The 14,408-nt window shown below is 42.0% G+C and carries 18 protein-coding genes; 8 read left to right on the top strand and 10 right to left on the bottom strand.

Annotation, left to right across the window (positions count from 1 at the left end; all coding sequences use genetic code 11):
• The first annotated feature begins 171 nt into the window (after positions 1 to 171).
• From FGG79_RS12605 to FGG79_RS12595, 3 genes are all read left to right on the top strand, one after another.
• Positions 172 to 1,662, top strand: coding sequence for an o-succinylbenzoate--CoA ligase (locus FGG79_RS12605; protein WP_138778809.1), 1,491 nt, complete (start codon positions 172 to 174; stop codon positions 1,660 to 1,662).
• Complete coding sequence (gene menC, locus FGG79_RS12600; protein WP_138778895.1) at positions 1,652 to 2,758, top strand: o-succinylbenzoate synthase; 1,107 nt, start codon at positions 1,652 to 1,654, stop codon at positions 2,756 to 2,758. Before FGG79_RS12605 ends, menC begins: the two co-directional genes overlap by 11 nt.
• Positions 2,759 to 2,911: 153 nt before the next feature.
• Positions 2,912 to 3,283, top strand: a complete 372-nt coding sequence (locus tag FGG79_RS12595; protein ID WP_138778807.1) for a VOC family protein — start codon at positions 2,912 to 2,914, stop codon at positions 3,281 to 3,283.
• 56 nt (positions 3,284 to 3,339) lie between these two features.
• Here FGG79_RS12595 and FGG79_RS12590 read toward each other — a convergent pair whose 3' ends face one another.
• The 5 genes from FGG79_RS12590 to yidD all read right to left on the bottom strand — a co-directional run bounded on the left by FGG79_RS12590 (position 3,340) and on the right by yidD (position 8,418).
• Positions 3,340 to 4,062: a 3-ketoacyl-ACP reductase gene (locus FGG79_RS12590; RefSeq protein ID WP_138778805.1), complete on the bottom strand. Its 723-nt coding sequence runs from the start codon at positions 4,060 to 4,062 to the stop codon at positions 3,340 to 3,342.
• Positions 4,063 to 4,186: 124 nt separating this feature from the next.
• Positions 4,187 to 5,218, bottom strand: coding sequence for a cytochrome d ubiquinol oxidase subunit II (locus FGG79_RS12585; protein ID WP_138778803.1), 1,032 nt, complete (start codon positions 5,216 to 5,218; stop codon positions 4,187 to 4,189).
• Between the two features lie 24 nt (positions 5,219 to 5,242).
• Positions 5,243 to 6,601, bottom strand: a complete 1,359-nt coding sequence (locus FGG79_RS12580; protein WP_138778801.1) for a cytochrome ubiquinol oxidase subunit I — start codon at positions 6,599 to 6,601, stop codon at positions 5,243 to 5,245.
• Between the two features lie 423 nt (positions 6,602 to 7,024).
• Positions 7,025 to 7,960 carry a metal ABC transporter solute-binding protein, Zn/Mn family gene (locus FGG79_RS12575; RefSeq protein ID WP_138778799.1) on the bottom strand — a complete coding sequence of 312 codons (936 nt, stop codon included), beginning with the start codon at positions 7,958 to 7,960 and terminating at the stop codon, positions 7,025 to 7,027.
• A gap of 227 nt (positions 7,961 to 8,187) precedes the next feature.
• On the bottom strand, positions 8,188 to 8,418 hold the full coding sequence (gene yidD / locus FGG79_RS12570; protein ID WP_138778797.1) for a membrane protein insertion efficiency factor YidD: 231 nt from the start codon (positions 8,416 to 8,418) through the stop codon (positions 8,188 to 8,190).
• A 230-nt stretch (positions 8,419 to 8,648) separates the two neighbouring features.
• Here yidD and FGG79_RS12565 point away from each other — a divergent pair, with 230 nt between their 5' ends.
• Positions 8,649 to 9,122 carry an S-ribosylhomocysteine lyase gene (locus FGG79_RS12565; protein ID WP_138778795.1) on the top strand — a complete coding sequence of 158 codons (474 nt, stop codon included), beginning with the start codon at positions 8,649 to 8,651 and terminating at the stop codon, positions 9,120 to 9,122.
• A 44-nt stretch (positions 9,123 to 9,166) separates the two neighbouring features.
• Here the strand turns inward: FGG79_RS12565 and ytzI are convergent, their stop codons facing one another.
• Complete coding sequence (gene ytzI, locus FGG79_RS12560) at positions 9,167 to 9,343, bottom strand: YtzI protein (protein WP_138778793.1); 177 nt, start codon at positions 9,341 to 9,343, stop codon at positions 9,167 to 9,169.
• Positions 9,344 to 9,534: 191 nt separating this feature from the next.
• On the opposite strand from ytzI, the gene FGG79_RS12555 reads away from it, so the two are divergent.
• Positions 9,535 to 9,717, top strand: coding sequence for a polyribonucleotide nucleotidyltransferase (locus tag FGG79_RS12555; RefSeq protein WP_138778791.1), 183 nt, complete (start codon positions 9,535 to 9,537; stop codon positions 9,715 to 9,717).
• Positions 9,718 to 9,818: 101 nt separating this feature from the next.
• Here the strand turns inward: FGG79_RS12555 and FGG79_RS12550 are convergent, their stop codons facing one another.
• Positions 9,819 to 10,064 carry a DUF6154 family protein gene (locus FGG79_RS12550; protein WP_138778789.1) on the bottom strand — a complete coding sequence of 82 codons (246 nt, stop codon included), beginning with the start codon at positions 10,062 to 10,064 and terminating at the stop codon, positions 9,819 to 9,821.
• 188 nt (positions 10,065 to 10,252) lie between these two features.
• Between FGG79_RS12550 and FGG79_RS12545 the strand changes: the two genes are divergently transcribed.
• From FGG79_RS12545 to ytkD, 3 genes are all read left to right on the top strand, one after another.
• Positions 10,253 to 10,645 (top strand): phage holin family protein, encoded by a 393-nt coding sequence (locus FGG79_RS12545; RefSeq protein WP_138778787.1) that lies wholly within the window; start codon positions 10,253 to 10,255, stop codon positions 10,643 to 10,645.
• Positions 10,646 to 10,698: 53 nt separating this feature from the next.
• Complete coding sequence (locus FGG79_RS12540; RefSeq protein WP_138778785.1) at positions 10,699 to 11,040, top strand: hydrolase; 342 nt, start codon at positions 10,699 to 10,701, stop codon at positions 11,038 to 11,040.
• A 94-nt stretch (positions 11,041 to 11,134) separates the two neighbouring features.
• A complete protein-coding gene (gene ytkD, locus FGG79_RS12535) occupies positions 11,135 to 11,608 on the top strand; it encodes an RNA deprotection pyrophosphohydrolase (RefSeq protein WP_138778783.1) in 474 nt (157 codons plus the stop codon).
• Here ytkD and FGG79_RS12530 read toward each other — a convergent pair.
• The 3 genes from FGG79_RS12530 to FGG79_RS12520 all read right to left on the bottom strand — a co-directional run bounded on the left by FGG79_RS12530 (position 11,598) and on the right by FGG79_RS12520 (position 14,225).
• Positions 11,598 to 12,398: an ABC transporter permease gene (locus FGG79_RS12530; protein ID WP_138778781.1), complete on the bottom strand. Its 801-nt coding sequence runs from the start codon at positions 12,396 to 12,398 to the stop codon at positions 11,598 to 11,600. The two genes, ytkD and FGG79_RS12530, sit on opposite strands and share 11 nt — an antisense overlap.
• On the bottom strand, positions 12,379 to 13,155 hold the full coding sequence (locus FGG79_RS12525) for an ABC transporter ATP-binding protein (protein ID WP_138778779.1): 777 nt from the start codon (positions 13,153 to 13,155) through the stop codon (positions 12,379 to 12,381). Before FGG79_RS12525 ends, FGG79_RS12530 begins: the two co-directional genes overlap by 20 nt.
• 68 nt (positions 13,156 to 13,223) lie before the next feature.
• Positions 13,224 to 14,225, bottom strand: a complete 1,002-nt coding sequence (locus FGG79_RS12520) for an ABC transporter substrate-binding protein (protein ID WP_481747276.1) — start codon at positions 14,223 to 14,225, stop codon at positions 13,224 to 13,226.
• Positions 14,226 to 14,408 lie beyond the last annotated feature (183 nt).

Raw genomic sequence — 14,408 nt, 5'->3', positions numbered from 1 at the left:
GCCCGATAAAGTGCAAAAGTGGCCCAATACCGATGTATTAGTAGGGATTTTGTTTCGATCTCAAAAAGGATTTTACAGTATTTAAGGAAATTTTCATGCTAACCGGTGGAAAAAGCACGCATAGTCCCTTGAAAGAAGAGTACAAACAAGAAAGGAATGAAGAATGACAGGATGACTACACAGCAACTGCCGAATTGGCTAAAACAACGAGCATTTTTAACTCCGGACAGGATGGCTGTAAGTTCGGGTGATGTGGAATATACCTTCAAAGACCTGTGGGAGAAAGCGATCCATATAGCGGAACAGCTTCATACAGTCATGAAATCAACGGCACAACCCTTCATAGGACTCATGATCAAAAATAAAATAGAGTCTGTGCTGGTTGTTCATGCCATTCAACAACTAGGAATCACAACAGTATTATTAAATAACAAACTCAGTTCAAAGGAACTATCGTTTCAAATACAGGATATGGAGTTGAGGGCCGTCATCTATGATGATGAGTTTGAGGACAAGCTATCTTTTTTAGGGGAAGAGGTGGAAGGAGTCTCCTTCTCTCGATTGTTTCAATCAATCCCAACACAATTTTCGGTGAAGGATCATTTTCAGTTAGACCAAGCATGCTCGGTCATGTACACATCAGGTACAACCGGAGCCCCGAAAGGAGTTCTTCAATCGTACGGGAATCATTGGTGGAGTGCGATTGGATCTTCTTTGAATCTCGGGATAAGTGAAAATGATACATGGCTTTGTTCGGTTCCCCTCTTTCATATAAGTGGCTATTCGATCCTGATGAGAAGCGTCATTTACGGAATGAACGTCAGACTGTTTGAAACCTTTGACGTAGAAGAAATCAATCAGGAGCTTATGAGGGGAAAGGTCACCATCATGTCTGTTGTGAGCAATATGCTTCAACGATTGATGAAGGGCGTGGGGGACAAATCCTATCACCCGGACTTCCGATGTATGTTGTTGGGAGGAGGGCCCGCCCCTCTCCCACTACTTCAGGCGTGCAAGGAACACGGAGTACCGGTATTTCAAACATATGGCATGACGGAAACGGCTTCTCAAATTGTGACGTTATCTCCTGAATACAGTATGTCGAAGCTGGGTTCGGCAGGGAAACCGCTCTTTCCTTCTGAATTAAAGATTCAAACTGAAGACGGGGTAGAAAGTCCAAATCAAGAAGGGGAAATACTTGTAAAAGGCCCGAATGTGACAGCCGGTTATCACAGAAGAGAGGAAGCCAACGAGAAGAGCTTTGAAGAAGGTTGGTTCCATACAGGGGATATTGGTTACGTAGATGAAGAAGGGTTTCTATTTGTATTAGACCGTCGTTCAGATCTCATCATTTCAGGTGGGGAAAACGTATATCCCGCGGAAATCGAAAGTGTGCTATTAGGCTGTGACGGGATAGAGGATGCCGGCGTGGTGGGAATTCCAGATAGCACATGGGGGCAAATTCCCTGTGCGTTTATCATTAGGAAAGAGTGTCTTACAAAAAAAGAGATAGTACATTACTGCTCCGATCATCTAGCATCATATAAACAGCCGAAAAAAATAATATTTGTAGGTGAGTTACCTCGAAATGCTTCTAATAAGCTGCTGAGAAGAGTGCTCAGGGATCAGTGGGAAAAAGGACTGTATGCCGATGAAGATTAAATCCATTACGCTTCATATCATATCGATGCCATTGAAAAAGCCCTTTGTTACCCATCTGCAAACCGTTGAAAAACGGGAAGGGATCATTGTTGAGGTTCAAGATACCGACGGATTGATTGGATTGGGAGAAGGGGTTGCGTTTTCCAGCCCCTGGTATACAGAAGAAACAGTGAAGACATCCTATCATATTCTGAAGGACGTATTGATTCCTCTGATGAACAAGGAACCATTTCAGCATCCTGAAGACATTGGGAAGCGATTCGAAGGCGTACGTGGAAATGCTATGGCTAAGGCTGCACTTGAAATGGCTTTATGGGATCTATACGCGAGACAGCAGAACGCACCATTATGGAAGATGATAGGGGGTACCCGGACAAAAATTCTTGCTGGAGCAGTTGTTGGGGCGAATTCGTTACAAGAAATGGTCCGACAAGCTGAATATCTGGTGGAAGAAGGGTACCAGCGAATAAAGGTGAAAATCTCTCCAGGAGCGGATGTAGAGATTGTAAAGGAATTGCGGAGTTGTTTTCCAAAACTTTCTCTTCTGGCAGATGCGAACTCAGCTTATTCACTTGATGATAAAAGCCGGCTTAAAGCACTGGATGAGTTTGGTCTGGAGATGATCGAACAGCCTTTGGGAGTTGACGATTTAGTAGAACACTCCCTTTTGCAAAAAGAGTTGTCGACTCCTATTTGTTTGGATGAAAGTATCATAACCTCTCATGATATGAGGAGTGCCATCTATTTAAATAGCTGCGGAGTTGTCAATATCAAGCTTGGCAGAGTCGGAGGTTACACAAGTGCATTGGAAATCTACCGGTTGTGCCGGGAGAATCAAATCAAAGTATGGTGTGGGGGCATGATTGAATTTGGGGTTTCCAGGGCTCATAATCTAGCCCTGGCCACTCTCGATGGATTCACGATTCCCGGGGATATTTCTTCATCTTCGAAATACTGGGATGAAGATATCATTACTTCCCCTATCGTTGTGAAAAATGGGGTTGCTGATCGTTTGGATGATCCGGGCATAGGTGTTGAGTTGAATAGAAAACGGTTGAGTGAAGTGACAATTGGTAAAGAAGTGTTTAACCAGTAATTACCCACAATCAAAAAAATATTAATCGAACGAACAAATAAGCAGGTTCCGTCCATGAATGAAGAAGAATGAGGAATGTTGTATTTTTCCAAATCCGGCACTATACTTAACAATAAATAAAGCTTCATTAGTCTATTTTTATAAGGAGGAAATATGAAACTAGGTGCATTCTCTGTAAGCTTAAGTGTTAAAGACATTAATAAATCAAAAGCATTTTACGAAAGACTCGGATTTCACACGTTGGGAGGGGACATTTCCCAAAAGTGGCTGATCATGAAGAATGAAAGTACTGTAATTGGTCTGTTTGAGGGAATGTTTGAAAAGAATATCCTGACCTTTAATCCAGGTTGGAATCAAAATGCCGAAAATCTTGATTCATTTACGGACATTCGGGACCTTCAAAAACAGCTAAAAGAACAAGGAGTAAAAATAGTGTCTGAAGCAGATGAATCAAGCGAAGGTCCTGCAAGTTTCACGATTGAAGATCCTGATGGCAATCCGATTCTTGTAGATCAACACAGATGAAAATAAGGTTGAAAAGAAAAAGCTCAGAGCTGAATCTGAGCTTTTCCTTTTGTTTATTAAAATGGATTCGTCGCCCACTGAAGAGACTGCTTGATAAAGATGCGAGGGTGTAATTTCAGCTGAGAAACCATATGTTCCGCTAAATCCTCCGGTTGCATGTATTTTTCTTTGTCCGCTTCATCGAGCTTATCCCCAAAGGTAAGATCCGTTGCTACGAGGCTCGGATTCAGAGTCATGACACGGATATTGTGTGGACGAACTTCCTGCATCAACGCCTCTGTCATCCCTTGAACGGCAAATTTTGATCCACTGTAAGCTGTGCTTTTTGCCGTACCTTTCAATCCGCTGCTGGATGAAATAGTGATGATGTCTCCGCGGTTTTTCTCGATAAGTTGAGGCAGAACGGCACGCGTCACATGATACGTACCAAATACGTTGACTTCAAAGGTTCTCTTCCAATCTGCAGGATCTATTTCCAGAAAAGAGCCGTACGTTCCAATACCTGCATTATTGATCAGGATATCGGTTGGACCAAGTTCATTTTGCAGTTTCGAAATGGCTTTTTCCACCTGCTCCATATCTGAGATATCAGCAACAGCCACACTGGCTTTCACCCCGAGAGATCTGGCTTCCTCTGCCACTTGTTCCAGGGTGCTCCCAGTACGTGCGATCAACCCGACATGAACTCCTTCACGTGCGAGCTCCAATGCCGTTGCCTTTCCGATTCCCCGGGCAGCCCCCGTGATATATGCGATTTTACCTTTAATCGATTGTGCCATTTTGAATCATCCTTTCCTATCTAAATTCTAACGTTAGTGTAAGGGTGGGGGAATAGATAAGCAAATGATTGATCTATACGGAACGTAGAAAAAAAGCTCCGAGAGTATCGGAGCTACGGTGCAGTCATTCACTTTTCTGCCTCAAATATCGTTTATCATTCATAAACAAACTCCAAAAGTACACAAACCCGGGAAACAGTATGATGAATCCGACAATATAGGTTATAAATACGGCCTTAAACGAGTTGGGATCCGTAAAACCTGACTGGATCGTCACCTCCGGATAGATGATATAGGGTAAGTGGGCTTTCCCGTATACATAGCTTGCTAGTACATATTGAAACGTGACAGCGATGACCGCCACACGGGGCATACCTTTCATCCCCTCTTTATTAGTCGGGAGAAATAATGCCCCCCCGGCGACCAAGAATCCGAGGAGGGAAACCAAGAGTATCGTTCGGTCTTCCATCATTCGGTCATATATCCATGAAGCCTCATTTTTCATGGTTAACATAATGAGGAACGCCATCACAACTGAAATCGGACCGATGATCAATGCATCCCTCCGATACACTTTAAAGGCTTCAAATTCCTTTGAAGTTTTGGAGTAATCAGCTAGAAGTAAGGATGATAGGAACAAGGTGCTAGCAACGGCAAATCCAAAGAATGCAAACTCATGCGGACTTGAAAACAATTTCCCAAGGAGAAGGGTTTGACCATTTTCGAAATCAATATAAGGTCCATGGGAAATCGGCAGCACACTGATGAGTAAGCCAGGAATCAATAATCCGGTGATTCCTGTTACGTAAGTCAGCGGTTTCCTGTAGTCATCTGCTACGTGAGAGAAGACAAGAAAGGCACTCCGAAGAGCCAACAGCAGTAAAATCAGGCTTCCGGGAACGAGCAATACGGTTCCCAAGGAGTACGCGGCACCTGGGAACATACTGTACACGGCAACAACGAGGGCTACGATGAATGTATTCGTTACCTCCCAAGTAGGAGAAAGATAGCGGTTGGCAATATTGGTCGCTTTCGTTTTGTCATGATTGATATAGATCATCGACCAGAAGCCGGCACCGAAATCCATCGTTGCCATGACGGCATAAATAAAGACGAATCCCCACAATATCGTTATGGCAATCAATGCTTGTGTCATATCTTCACTTCCAATTCTTTCAGGTTACGTGGATAGAGGAATGTCTTTGTCCTTTTGCTCAGCTTTGTTGATATCCTTTTCAGGGGGATTCCGCTTGAAATAATACAAGAGAACCAGAACAACGGAAACAGCTAATATCGCATATACAGAGACGAATAGGACGAAAAGAGTAGCTAAGTTACCTGAAGTGGTTACCGAGTCTTCCGTACTGAGAATCCGGTAAATTGTCCAGGGCTGACGTCCGGTACAAGCGAAAATCCAACCAAATTCAATGGCCATGATCGATAGGGGACCTCCTGCAACGAAAGCCCACATTAACCATTTTGGGAACCGGTCCTTCTTCAGTAACTTGTTCCATACATAGGCGACGAGTGCAAGTAAAATGAGAAGTGACCCGATCCCGACCATCGCGTTGAATAATGTATGGACGAATAGTGGTGGCCAATACTCTTCTGGGAAGTCATTTAAACCGATCACTTCTGTATCGAAGCTGTTTCCGGCCAGAAAACTGAGTGCCCAAGGGACTTCAAGACCCCACTTCACTTCTTGTTCAACGGGGTCGGTGAATCCTCCTATAGAGAGCGGCGCATGAGTCTGGGTTTCAAATAATCCTTCAGCTGCCGCTAACTTCTCAGGTTGATACTCATGAAGCTTCTGAGCAGATTCATGCCCATTGATCGCTGTGAAGAATGCGAAGACACCTCCGACTAGTAAGCAAATCATGAGTGATTTCCGGTGGAAGGCATAGATTCGTGAACCATAGGAAGACCTCAGCATTTTAAAAGCAGAAACGGTGGCAATCGTAAACGATCCCACTACATAAGCAGATAATGCAACGTGTCCGGCGGTGACGAAAAAGCTTGGATTAAAGAATGCCTTCCACGGATCGACATTCGTAATCTCCCCGTTCACGATTTCAAACCCCGCAGGAGTCCCTTCGAATGCATGTACATTGGTGATCAATACCGCAGAAGCGAGACCGCCAATAGCAACTAGTATAAGACTTATAATTCTCATCCATGGTGCGATGCGATTCGCGGCATAGACATAAATGGACATAAATAATGCTTCCACAAAGAAGGCATAGATTTCAATTTGAAACGGTAATGCCATTACCCGCCCGATGACCTCCATAAATCCTGGCCATAAGAGCGACAATTGAACACCTGCAATCGTTCCTGTTGGAATCCCTACCCCTAACAGCACAGCAAACGCCTTTGTCCACCGCTTCGCCATCACAGAATAATCGAGATCATTCGTCCGTTGAAACATGATTTCTGCAACAAGGATCATTAACGGAATACCCACTCCAAGGGTGGCAAAAATGATATGAAACCCCATTGTAATACCAAACATGGAACGAGCAATGACTAAATCATCCATTTTTCATTTCTCCCTTACTGGTCTTTAACATTTCCTTATTGTCCACTTAATGGAAAATAATATTCATGTTTTTTGATGATAGGAGGAGATCAGTAGGCTGATATGGTGGAGTCGATAATATAGTAGTCAAAGTCGATAATATAATTGAAAAGTCGATAATAAATGAATGGAAGTCGATAATATGTAAGATGAAGTCGATAATATCTCCATTCAGAGAGGACCAATACTGAGTCAGGATCGGTGAATCTGTCCTTCCAGGAGGCACATCTTTAGGTTTTGAAAACTAATAGGTCAGAATTGAAAATAAATCCTGATTTTTGAAAAGAAGTGGTCTGGTTTTAAAAATAAACGAGACCATTCCCGGATTCGAACTCCTATTCGAAAAAAAAGAGCAGCCACGGGAGGCTGCTCTTTTCAACTATCCTATTGTAATGCTTTTTTTAACGTTTCAATGTTTCTCTTCATCAATGAAAAGTAGTCTTCTTCTTTGTTTCGGTCATCTGCTGTCAGGACAGATAGATTATGAAGGGTGAGTGATTTCGCTCCCAATTCATTTTGGACGACTTCTGTCAGACGTGAGGAGACGTTTTGTTCAAAGAGGATGTAATGTACATTGTCCTTTTTCCCTTTTTCGATGATTTTCTTTAACTCTTGTTGAGAAGGCTCATCGGCAGTATTCAATCCTGCTATGGCTTCTTGATGAAGTCCGTAGCGTTCTTCCCAATAGCTGTATGCTGAGTGGGATACGAAGAATGTTTTCTTGGGTGCATGATCAGCCATGTTTTTAAATTCCTTGTCTAATGAATCTAACTCTTTCATCAAGGTTTCAAGGTTCGCTTGGAACTCTTTTTTGTGCTCGGGCATTTCGTTCGAAAGAGTGTTGGCAATGTTTTTCGCCATTTCTTTGGAGTATATTGGGTCTAGCCAAATATGGGGATCTACGTCATGGTTGTGCCCATCATCGTGGTCATGCTCATTAGAACTTTCCCCACTTGGCTTCAGGTCGATTCCTTTACTGGTAGGAACGACGGTAACATCTTCGTTCTCTAAAATCGATTTAGACCCTTCCACGAAGCCTTCAAGCCCCATCCCAACGTAAAAGAAGACATCTCCATTAGCCATCTTGATCATATCTTTTTGAGAAGGTTCAAACGTGTGTTCATCTGCACCTGGAGGATAGATGCTTTCAACATCAACATAGTCTCCACCGATTTTTTTCGTGAAATCTTCTAATGGATACACAGTGGTGTATATTTCTAAAGTATCTTGATTGGTATCCTCATCTTGTTGGGATGTGGTCCCGCAAGCTGACAATGTGAAAATGACTAATAAGAGTAAGCACATACGAATATAGTTCAAGAGGAATCCTCCTTTTAGGATTAATAATGAGTATTGTTGATTTCCCTACAAAGTAACGTGATGATGCTGCATCAACATTTCGTTTAACAAAAAAACAATAACAGTAATGATTACGATTTAGCACAAAGGTTATTTTACTATCGTTACGGGGAATAAGCAAGATAAATGAATAGATTCAATGAAAGATGATGTTGGAACACAAAAAAAGGCTACCTCCCGATATGGAGCTAGTCCTTCCGTGGCCATTCCTCAGGCACATGGTCGATTCCACCTGGATGAAAAGGATGGCATTTTAAAATGCGTTTGATCGTTAGAAAGCCTCCCCGTAATGCGCCGAATCGACTGACTGCCTGTACGCCGTAATGGGAGCAGGTGGGATAAAATCGGCAAGTGGGAGGTTTGAGAGGAGAGATAACCCGTTGATATATTTTAAATAACAATAATAATAACCGTTTCATGATCCTTCTCCTCATTGATTTTCTTTAACTATATCAAAACTTTTCAGTGGATTAAAATGTTTGAGCTTTATGCCTTGGTTATCCGTAAATTACAAGCGGCATTTTGAGGGGGAGTAAAATGAAATCGGAATGACAAAAATATAGGCTTTCGACTTAATTCAGATTAAGTTGATGAAATAACTATGGATTTACGTTATACTAAGAAGAGAAACTAAATGGGAGTGATTTTAATGCCTTCAGTAGAAAGCTTTGAATTAGATCATAATGCAGTAAAAGCACCATTTGTCAGACATTGCGGTGTGCATAAAGTAGGAACAGACGGACTTGTGAACAAGTTTGATATTCGTTTCTGTCAACCTAACAAACAAGCGATGAAGCCGGATTCCATTCATACTCTTGAGCATTTACTTGCCTTTACGATTCGTAAATATGCTGAGCCTTATGCTCATTTTGATATTATTGATATTTCACCAATGGGATGCCAAACGGGCTATTATTTAGTCGTTAGCGGAGAACCGAAAGTGGAAGAAATCATCGATCTCTTAAATGCTACGATGAAAGAAGCTGTAGAAATTGAAGAGATACCGGCAGCGAATGAAAAGCAATGTGGTCAAGCGAAGCTTCATGATTTAGAAGGAGCCAAGAAATTAATGAAATTCTGGCTCAGCCAAAGCAATGAAGAACTGAAACAAGTATTTGCCTAAATACCATAAAAAAATCCACCGTTCAAAACGAACGGTGGATTTTTTTACTCTGCTTTATTATTATCTTCTTCATCCTTCATGTTTTCAAGATGAGGATTATTTTCAAGCGGATCGACTGTATGTTTAACGGTTGTATATGCCTTTGAAGTCGTTAGGGCACTTACGAAAATGATCAAAATGCATATAACTACGGCAATGATCAGAACAAGAGTTACTGACATTATGCAACCCCCTTTTTTTCACTATTTTACCATAGAAGGATCGAACATTCATGGAATTAAATCAACAGTTTTATGACGTATTGGCGTAAGTTTGTCTATGATTACCCATACATGTTTGCTATGCTTGAGATACTGTAATTATTCTATTAGTTTGCACCAACCTTGAAAGAGGAAACGAGGGGGAAGTTACCATGGATGTCTCTTCTATAATGGGGAAGCAAGTTGCAGAGCTTCAACATACGCTCAGTATGAATTTGTTGAAAAGTCAAATGGCCACTCAAACAGCTCAAGTCACGGTGATGATGAAGGAAATGCAGGTTAGCCAACCGGTCCCTCATCCTAGTAAAGGACTTATGGTGGATGTAAAGGGATAGAAAAAAGCGTTGTTCCGATTATCGGAACAACGCTTTTTTCTATTATATGTTTAGCTCGGATGACAGGGGACAAGCGTAAATTTCTCACTTGTTTTTATGCATTAATGAAGACTCTTCTTCTCAAGCCTTACCCGTTCTTCGCTGTCGGACCATTTTTCTTTCAGTGTTTCAAATATGTATAAGCGGAAGAAGTATTGTAATTCTTCTGTTTCCATTTCTTGAATCAGTTCCAATAACTCTTTCCTGGATGTGTCTTCTAAGATTGTAAGGGCAATGAGGTCTAAGTCTTCGTCGGTACCTTTGATTCTTCCACGGTACATTTCATAAATTTCTTCGATCAACTTCATGCTCTTCACCTCCCTTTCATTCCATTTTAACATGAACGTTTCTGAATTACTCTACATATTATGCTAGGACAACTCTTATTTGTCTTTACCCTTTATCAGACTTTTTAACCACAGGAAAGGATTGTTGGCTGGGATGCCATTGGGTTAATTCAAGTGAAACGAACCATTAGAGAAGAGGAGATGTTTATTTGGAGAAAAGTATATTATTTCTTGGTGCAGGTGTAGGTGCCATTATTCTTAACCTTTTTGGCGAATGGGACATGTTAATTACATTTCTTCTGATTGCAGTGATTCTGGATTACTTTACAGGGTTGATTGCAAGTGGGATCGAAGGAAAGCTATCAAGTAAATTCGGGGTCAAAGGAATCGGGCGTAAAGTACTGATTTTTTCTCTTGTTACGGTCGCCCATCTTATTGATACTATACTAACAAATCAGCACTTTATTCGTAATGCAACGATTATTTTTTATTTATGCAATGAAATGATTTCAATTATCGAGAATGTCGGGAGAGCGGGAGTTCCAGTGCCGGGATTTTTGAAGAAAGCGGTTGAAGTCTTGAGAAAGAATCGAAGTGAATAGAATATCGGCAATTGAGGGAAATTTAAGGATAAGACCAGTGAAGGAGTGGGAATATGAACGAAGAACGACATGATTACTATATTGAAGTAGCCACGGGTGAAATTTCAAGAAGCTCTACAGATTCACCATGGAACTTTAAAATATCAGCAAATGATGAAGAAATTACTCAGCTCCGGGAAGTGTTCGATTCCAATCACTCAGTCGATTGGCAGAATTTCTACCGGTCTCACGTTCCATATATTCAATATCATTTTGATAGGGATAATGATGCTTACGACGAAAACTTGCATCAAGTATATGAAATGATCCATCGCCTGGGTGATGAAGAGGCGAAAACGTTTATTGAAAGTATTGGTATCTTGAACTCTCCACCTCATGAGGATCCTGAAGTTTAACTAAAAAGCATTGGTTCATAGGAGAAATCTGTGGACCAATGCTTTTTAGTTATGGTTAGATTAAGGAAAGCGTGTAAAGATGAGGTGAAGCGGGATGCATCAATTTACAGATGAAAACGGAAAAAATGTAGAGCTGTCCTTTAATCAAGGGTATTTCAATCAGGAATCACACCATGTATTGGTACTCTGTCGTTACAGCGGGAAATGGGTGTTGACCCGTCATAAAAAAAGAGGTCTCGAATTCCCTGGAGGAAAGAGGGAAAAAGGAGAGACCATCGAGGAAGCAGCGATTCGGGAAACATTTGAAGAAACAGGGGGAGTGATCAAGGATCCTCTTTTTATCGGGGAATATAAGGTGTATGGTCACACACCATTTGTTAAGACCATTTTCTTTGCAACAATGATAGAACTGATCGCTAAGGATGATTATATGGAAACAGAAGGAGCCGTCCTCTGGAGCAGTGATTTCTCAAGGATTCAGGACGATCCTTCCTTTAGTTTCATTATGAAGGATCAAGTCGTGGAACTGGCTCTAAGAAGGGTTGCCCATCTCGATCTTATGACTTAATCCATTTCTTCTCAAGCTGTTCCACGAGCTTATACATAATCGTAGCAAATACTGCAATCACAAGCAGAGAGAGAAGGACAAGAGTAAAGTTGAATACCTGGAATCCATAAATAATCATATATCCGAGTCCTTTGGCTGAAACAAGAAATTCTCCCACGATGACCCCGACCCATGATAATCCGACATTTACTTTCAACGTCGAAATAATCGTGGGGAAGGAGGCAGGGAGGATGACCTCTTTAAACATTTGCCCTCTCTTCGCCCCGAAGGTCTGCATTACCTTCAAATAATTCGGATCGACTTCTCTAAAGGCCGTGTAAACCACGATGGTCGTGATGATGACAGAGATGACGGTCCCCATGGCAATGATGGACGTGAAGCCGGGTCCAAGCCCGACAATTAAAATCGGGCCGAGTGCTACCTTTGGCATGGCGTTCAGGATGACAAGATAAGGGTCCAACACTTTAGAAAGAAATGGTGACCACCATAACAAAGCGGCTAACAGGGTTCCAAGCAAGGTACCAAGGATAAAGCCGATGACGGTTTCGCCGAGGGTCACGGATAAGTTTGCGATTAGACTGCCATCACCAAGCTTTACGAGAAAAAGCTTCCATATTTTTGATGGAGAGCTGAAAATGAGGGGATCCACCCAGCTTTTTCGACTCGCCACTTCCCAAAGAGAAAAGAACACAATAAAAATGAGAGCTTGATAAAACCATACCAATCGCTGCTCTTTTTTGAGTGACTGAATGTATTCGAGATGTTTATGTTTAATCGATTCGGGATTCAAGTTTTTCAAGCTCCTTCCATATGATCTGGAAAAATTCTGGATAGGCTTCATGATTTCTGACTTCAAAGGGCATTAACTCTCTTAACACAGACGGTACTTCGAATATGGTGTGGATCCGGCCAGGTTTTGATCCGAATAGAATGATGCGATCACTCATGGATATGGCTTCGCCAATATCATGTGTGACGAGAACAGCGGTTTTCCCAAAGGATTTCAAGGTGGAAAACACAAGGTCCTCTAGCTTTAACTTAGTTTGATAATCGAGGGCGGAGAAAGGTTCATCCAACAGAAGTAATTGAGGTTCTGTGATAAGGGTTCGAATCAATGCCACCCTTTGACGCATTCCTCCTGATAATTCCCGTGGATAGGAGGCTTCTACGTCGTCTAATCCCATCTCAATTAATAATTCCCGTGCCTCTGTCCTTTTCTCCTCTGACAGGTTCCCCGTTATGGTCAAACCCAGAAAAATATTCTCTTCAATTGTTTTCCAAGGAAACAAATAATCCTGTTGAAGCATATAGCCAAGCTTCTTTTTCATTTTGCCAATGGGCTGATTGTTTAATGAAATCGTACCTTCTGTCGGATGGATGAGACCGGCGATAATCGAAAGTAGCGTCGTTTTGCCACATCCGCTAGGACCTATGAATGAGATGAATTCACCTTCGTTTACTTCTAATGAAATGTCTGCGAGGGCATGGGTGGCCGTTTTCGGTGAAAAGTAGGTATGGTGGATGGAATCAATTGATAGAAAGTTCACTGTTTTAAGCCTCCATTTCGTTAGTTTACAAGGAGGGCTGACATGGGAGGTCAGCCCTTAAGATATGGCTACTTTGCTACTCTTTCTGCGATGGAGGTGTTAACCAGCGTTTTGTGGTCAACCTGTTGTGGAAGCTCTCCGGCTTCATCCATGATGTCCTGAAGATTATTCCATTCTTCTTCATCCAGTATTGGATCGGTTGCAAAAGATCCTTGAGATTTATATCGTTCCACGACCGTTTCAATTAATTCCAAGTCCGTATCCTCGAAATAAGGCTCAATCACTTTCGCGATGTCCCGAGCAGAGTTTTTCTCCACCCATTGCTGGGCTTTATAAAGGGCTTTGGTGAAATTCTCAACGGTTCCTTTGTTATCTTTCATATAGCTATCTTTGGCCATAAAGGTAGTGTAAGGAACATGACCTGATTCGGTTCCAAAGGAAGCAATGATATGCCCCTTTCCTTCTTGCTCGAGAATTGACGCTGTTGGTTCAAATAGTTGGACGTAATCCCCTGTACCAGATGCAAAGGCGCCAGCAATATTCGCAAAATCGATGTTTTGAATCAGGTTTAGATCTTTTTCGGGATCGATGCCGTGATTCTTTAATACAAATTCTCCAACCATTTGCGGCATGCCGCCTTTACGTTGCCCAAGGAAGGTAGAATCCCTTAGTTGCTCCCATTTAAAGTTTTCTACGTTTTCCCTGGAGACGAGAAACGTCCCGTCCGTTTGGGTTAATTGAGCAAAGTTGATCACCGGATCATCTGAGCCCTGCGCATGGACATAGATGGATGTTTCAGAGCCGACCAATGCGACATCTGCACCATTAGAGAGGAGCGCTGTCATCGTTTTATCTCCGCCCCAGGTAGTCGTAAGTTCAATGTCTAGTCCTTCCTCTTTGAAAAATCCTTTTTCAATCGCCACATATTCAGGAGCGTAGAAAATCGATCGTGTTACCTCTGCCACCTTCACTTTTTGTAACGAATCCTTTTTGCCTCCGCAGGCGGTCAATCCGATCGTTAACATGAGAATAAGGAATAGGGATAATCCACTTTTAATCCATTTTTGCAATTCAATCTTCCTCCTTTAATCATAAGGTGTCTATTCAAGCAATAGTTGGGGATAAGTGCAGCGCTCTTTGCCTTGTTAATCAATCATGTAGTAGGGTAGGATGGTTATAAAGGCAGTATCGCGCATCGCCTATGAGATTTGCTAAATTATTCTATGTAGGCTTAAAATAATGTGTGAATGCCC

The sequence above is a fragment of the Bacillus sp. BHET2 genome (assembly GCF_005938125.1).
Taxonomy (GTDB): domain Bacteria; phylum Bacillota; class Bacilli; order Bacillales; family Bacillaceae_B; genus Rossellomorea.
This window is presented reverse-complemented; position numbering and strand designations above follow the sequence as displayed.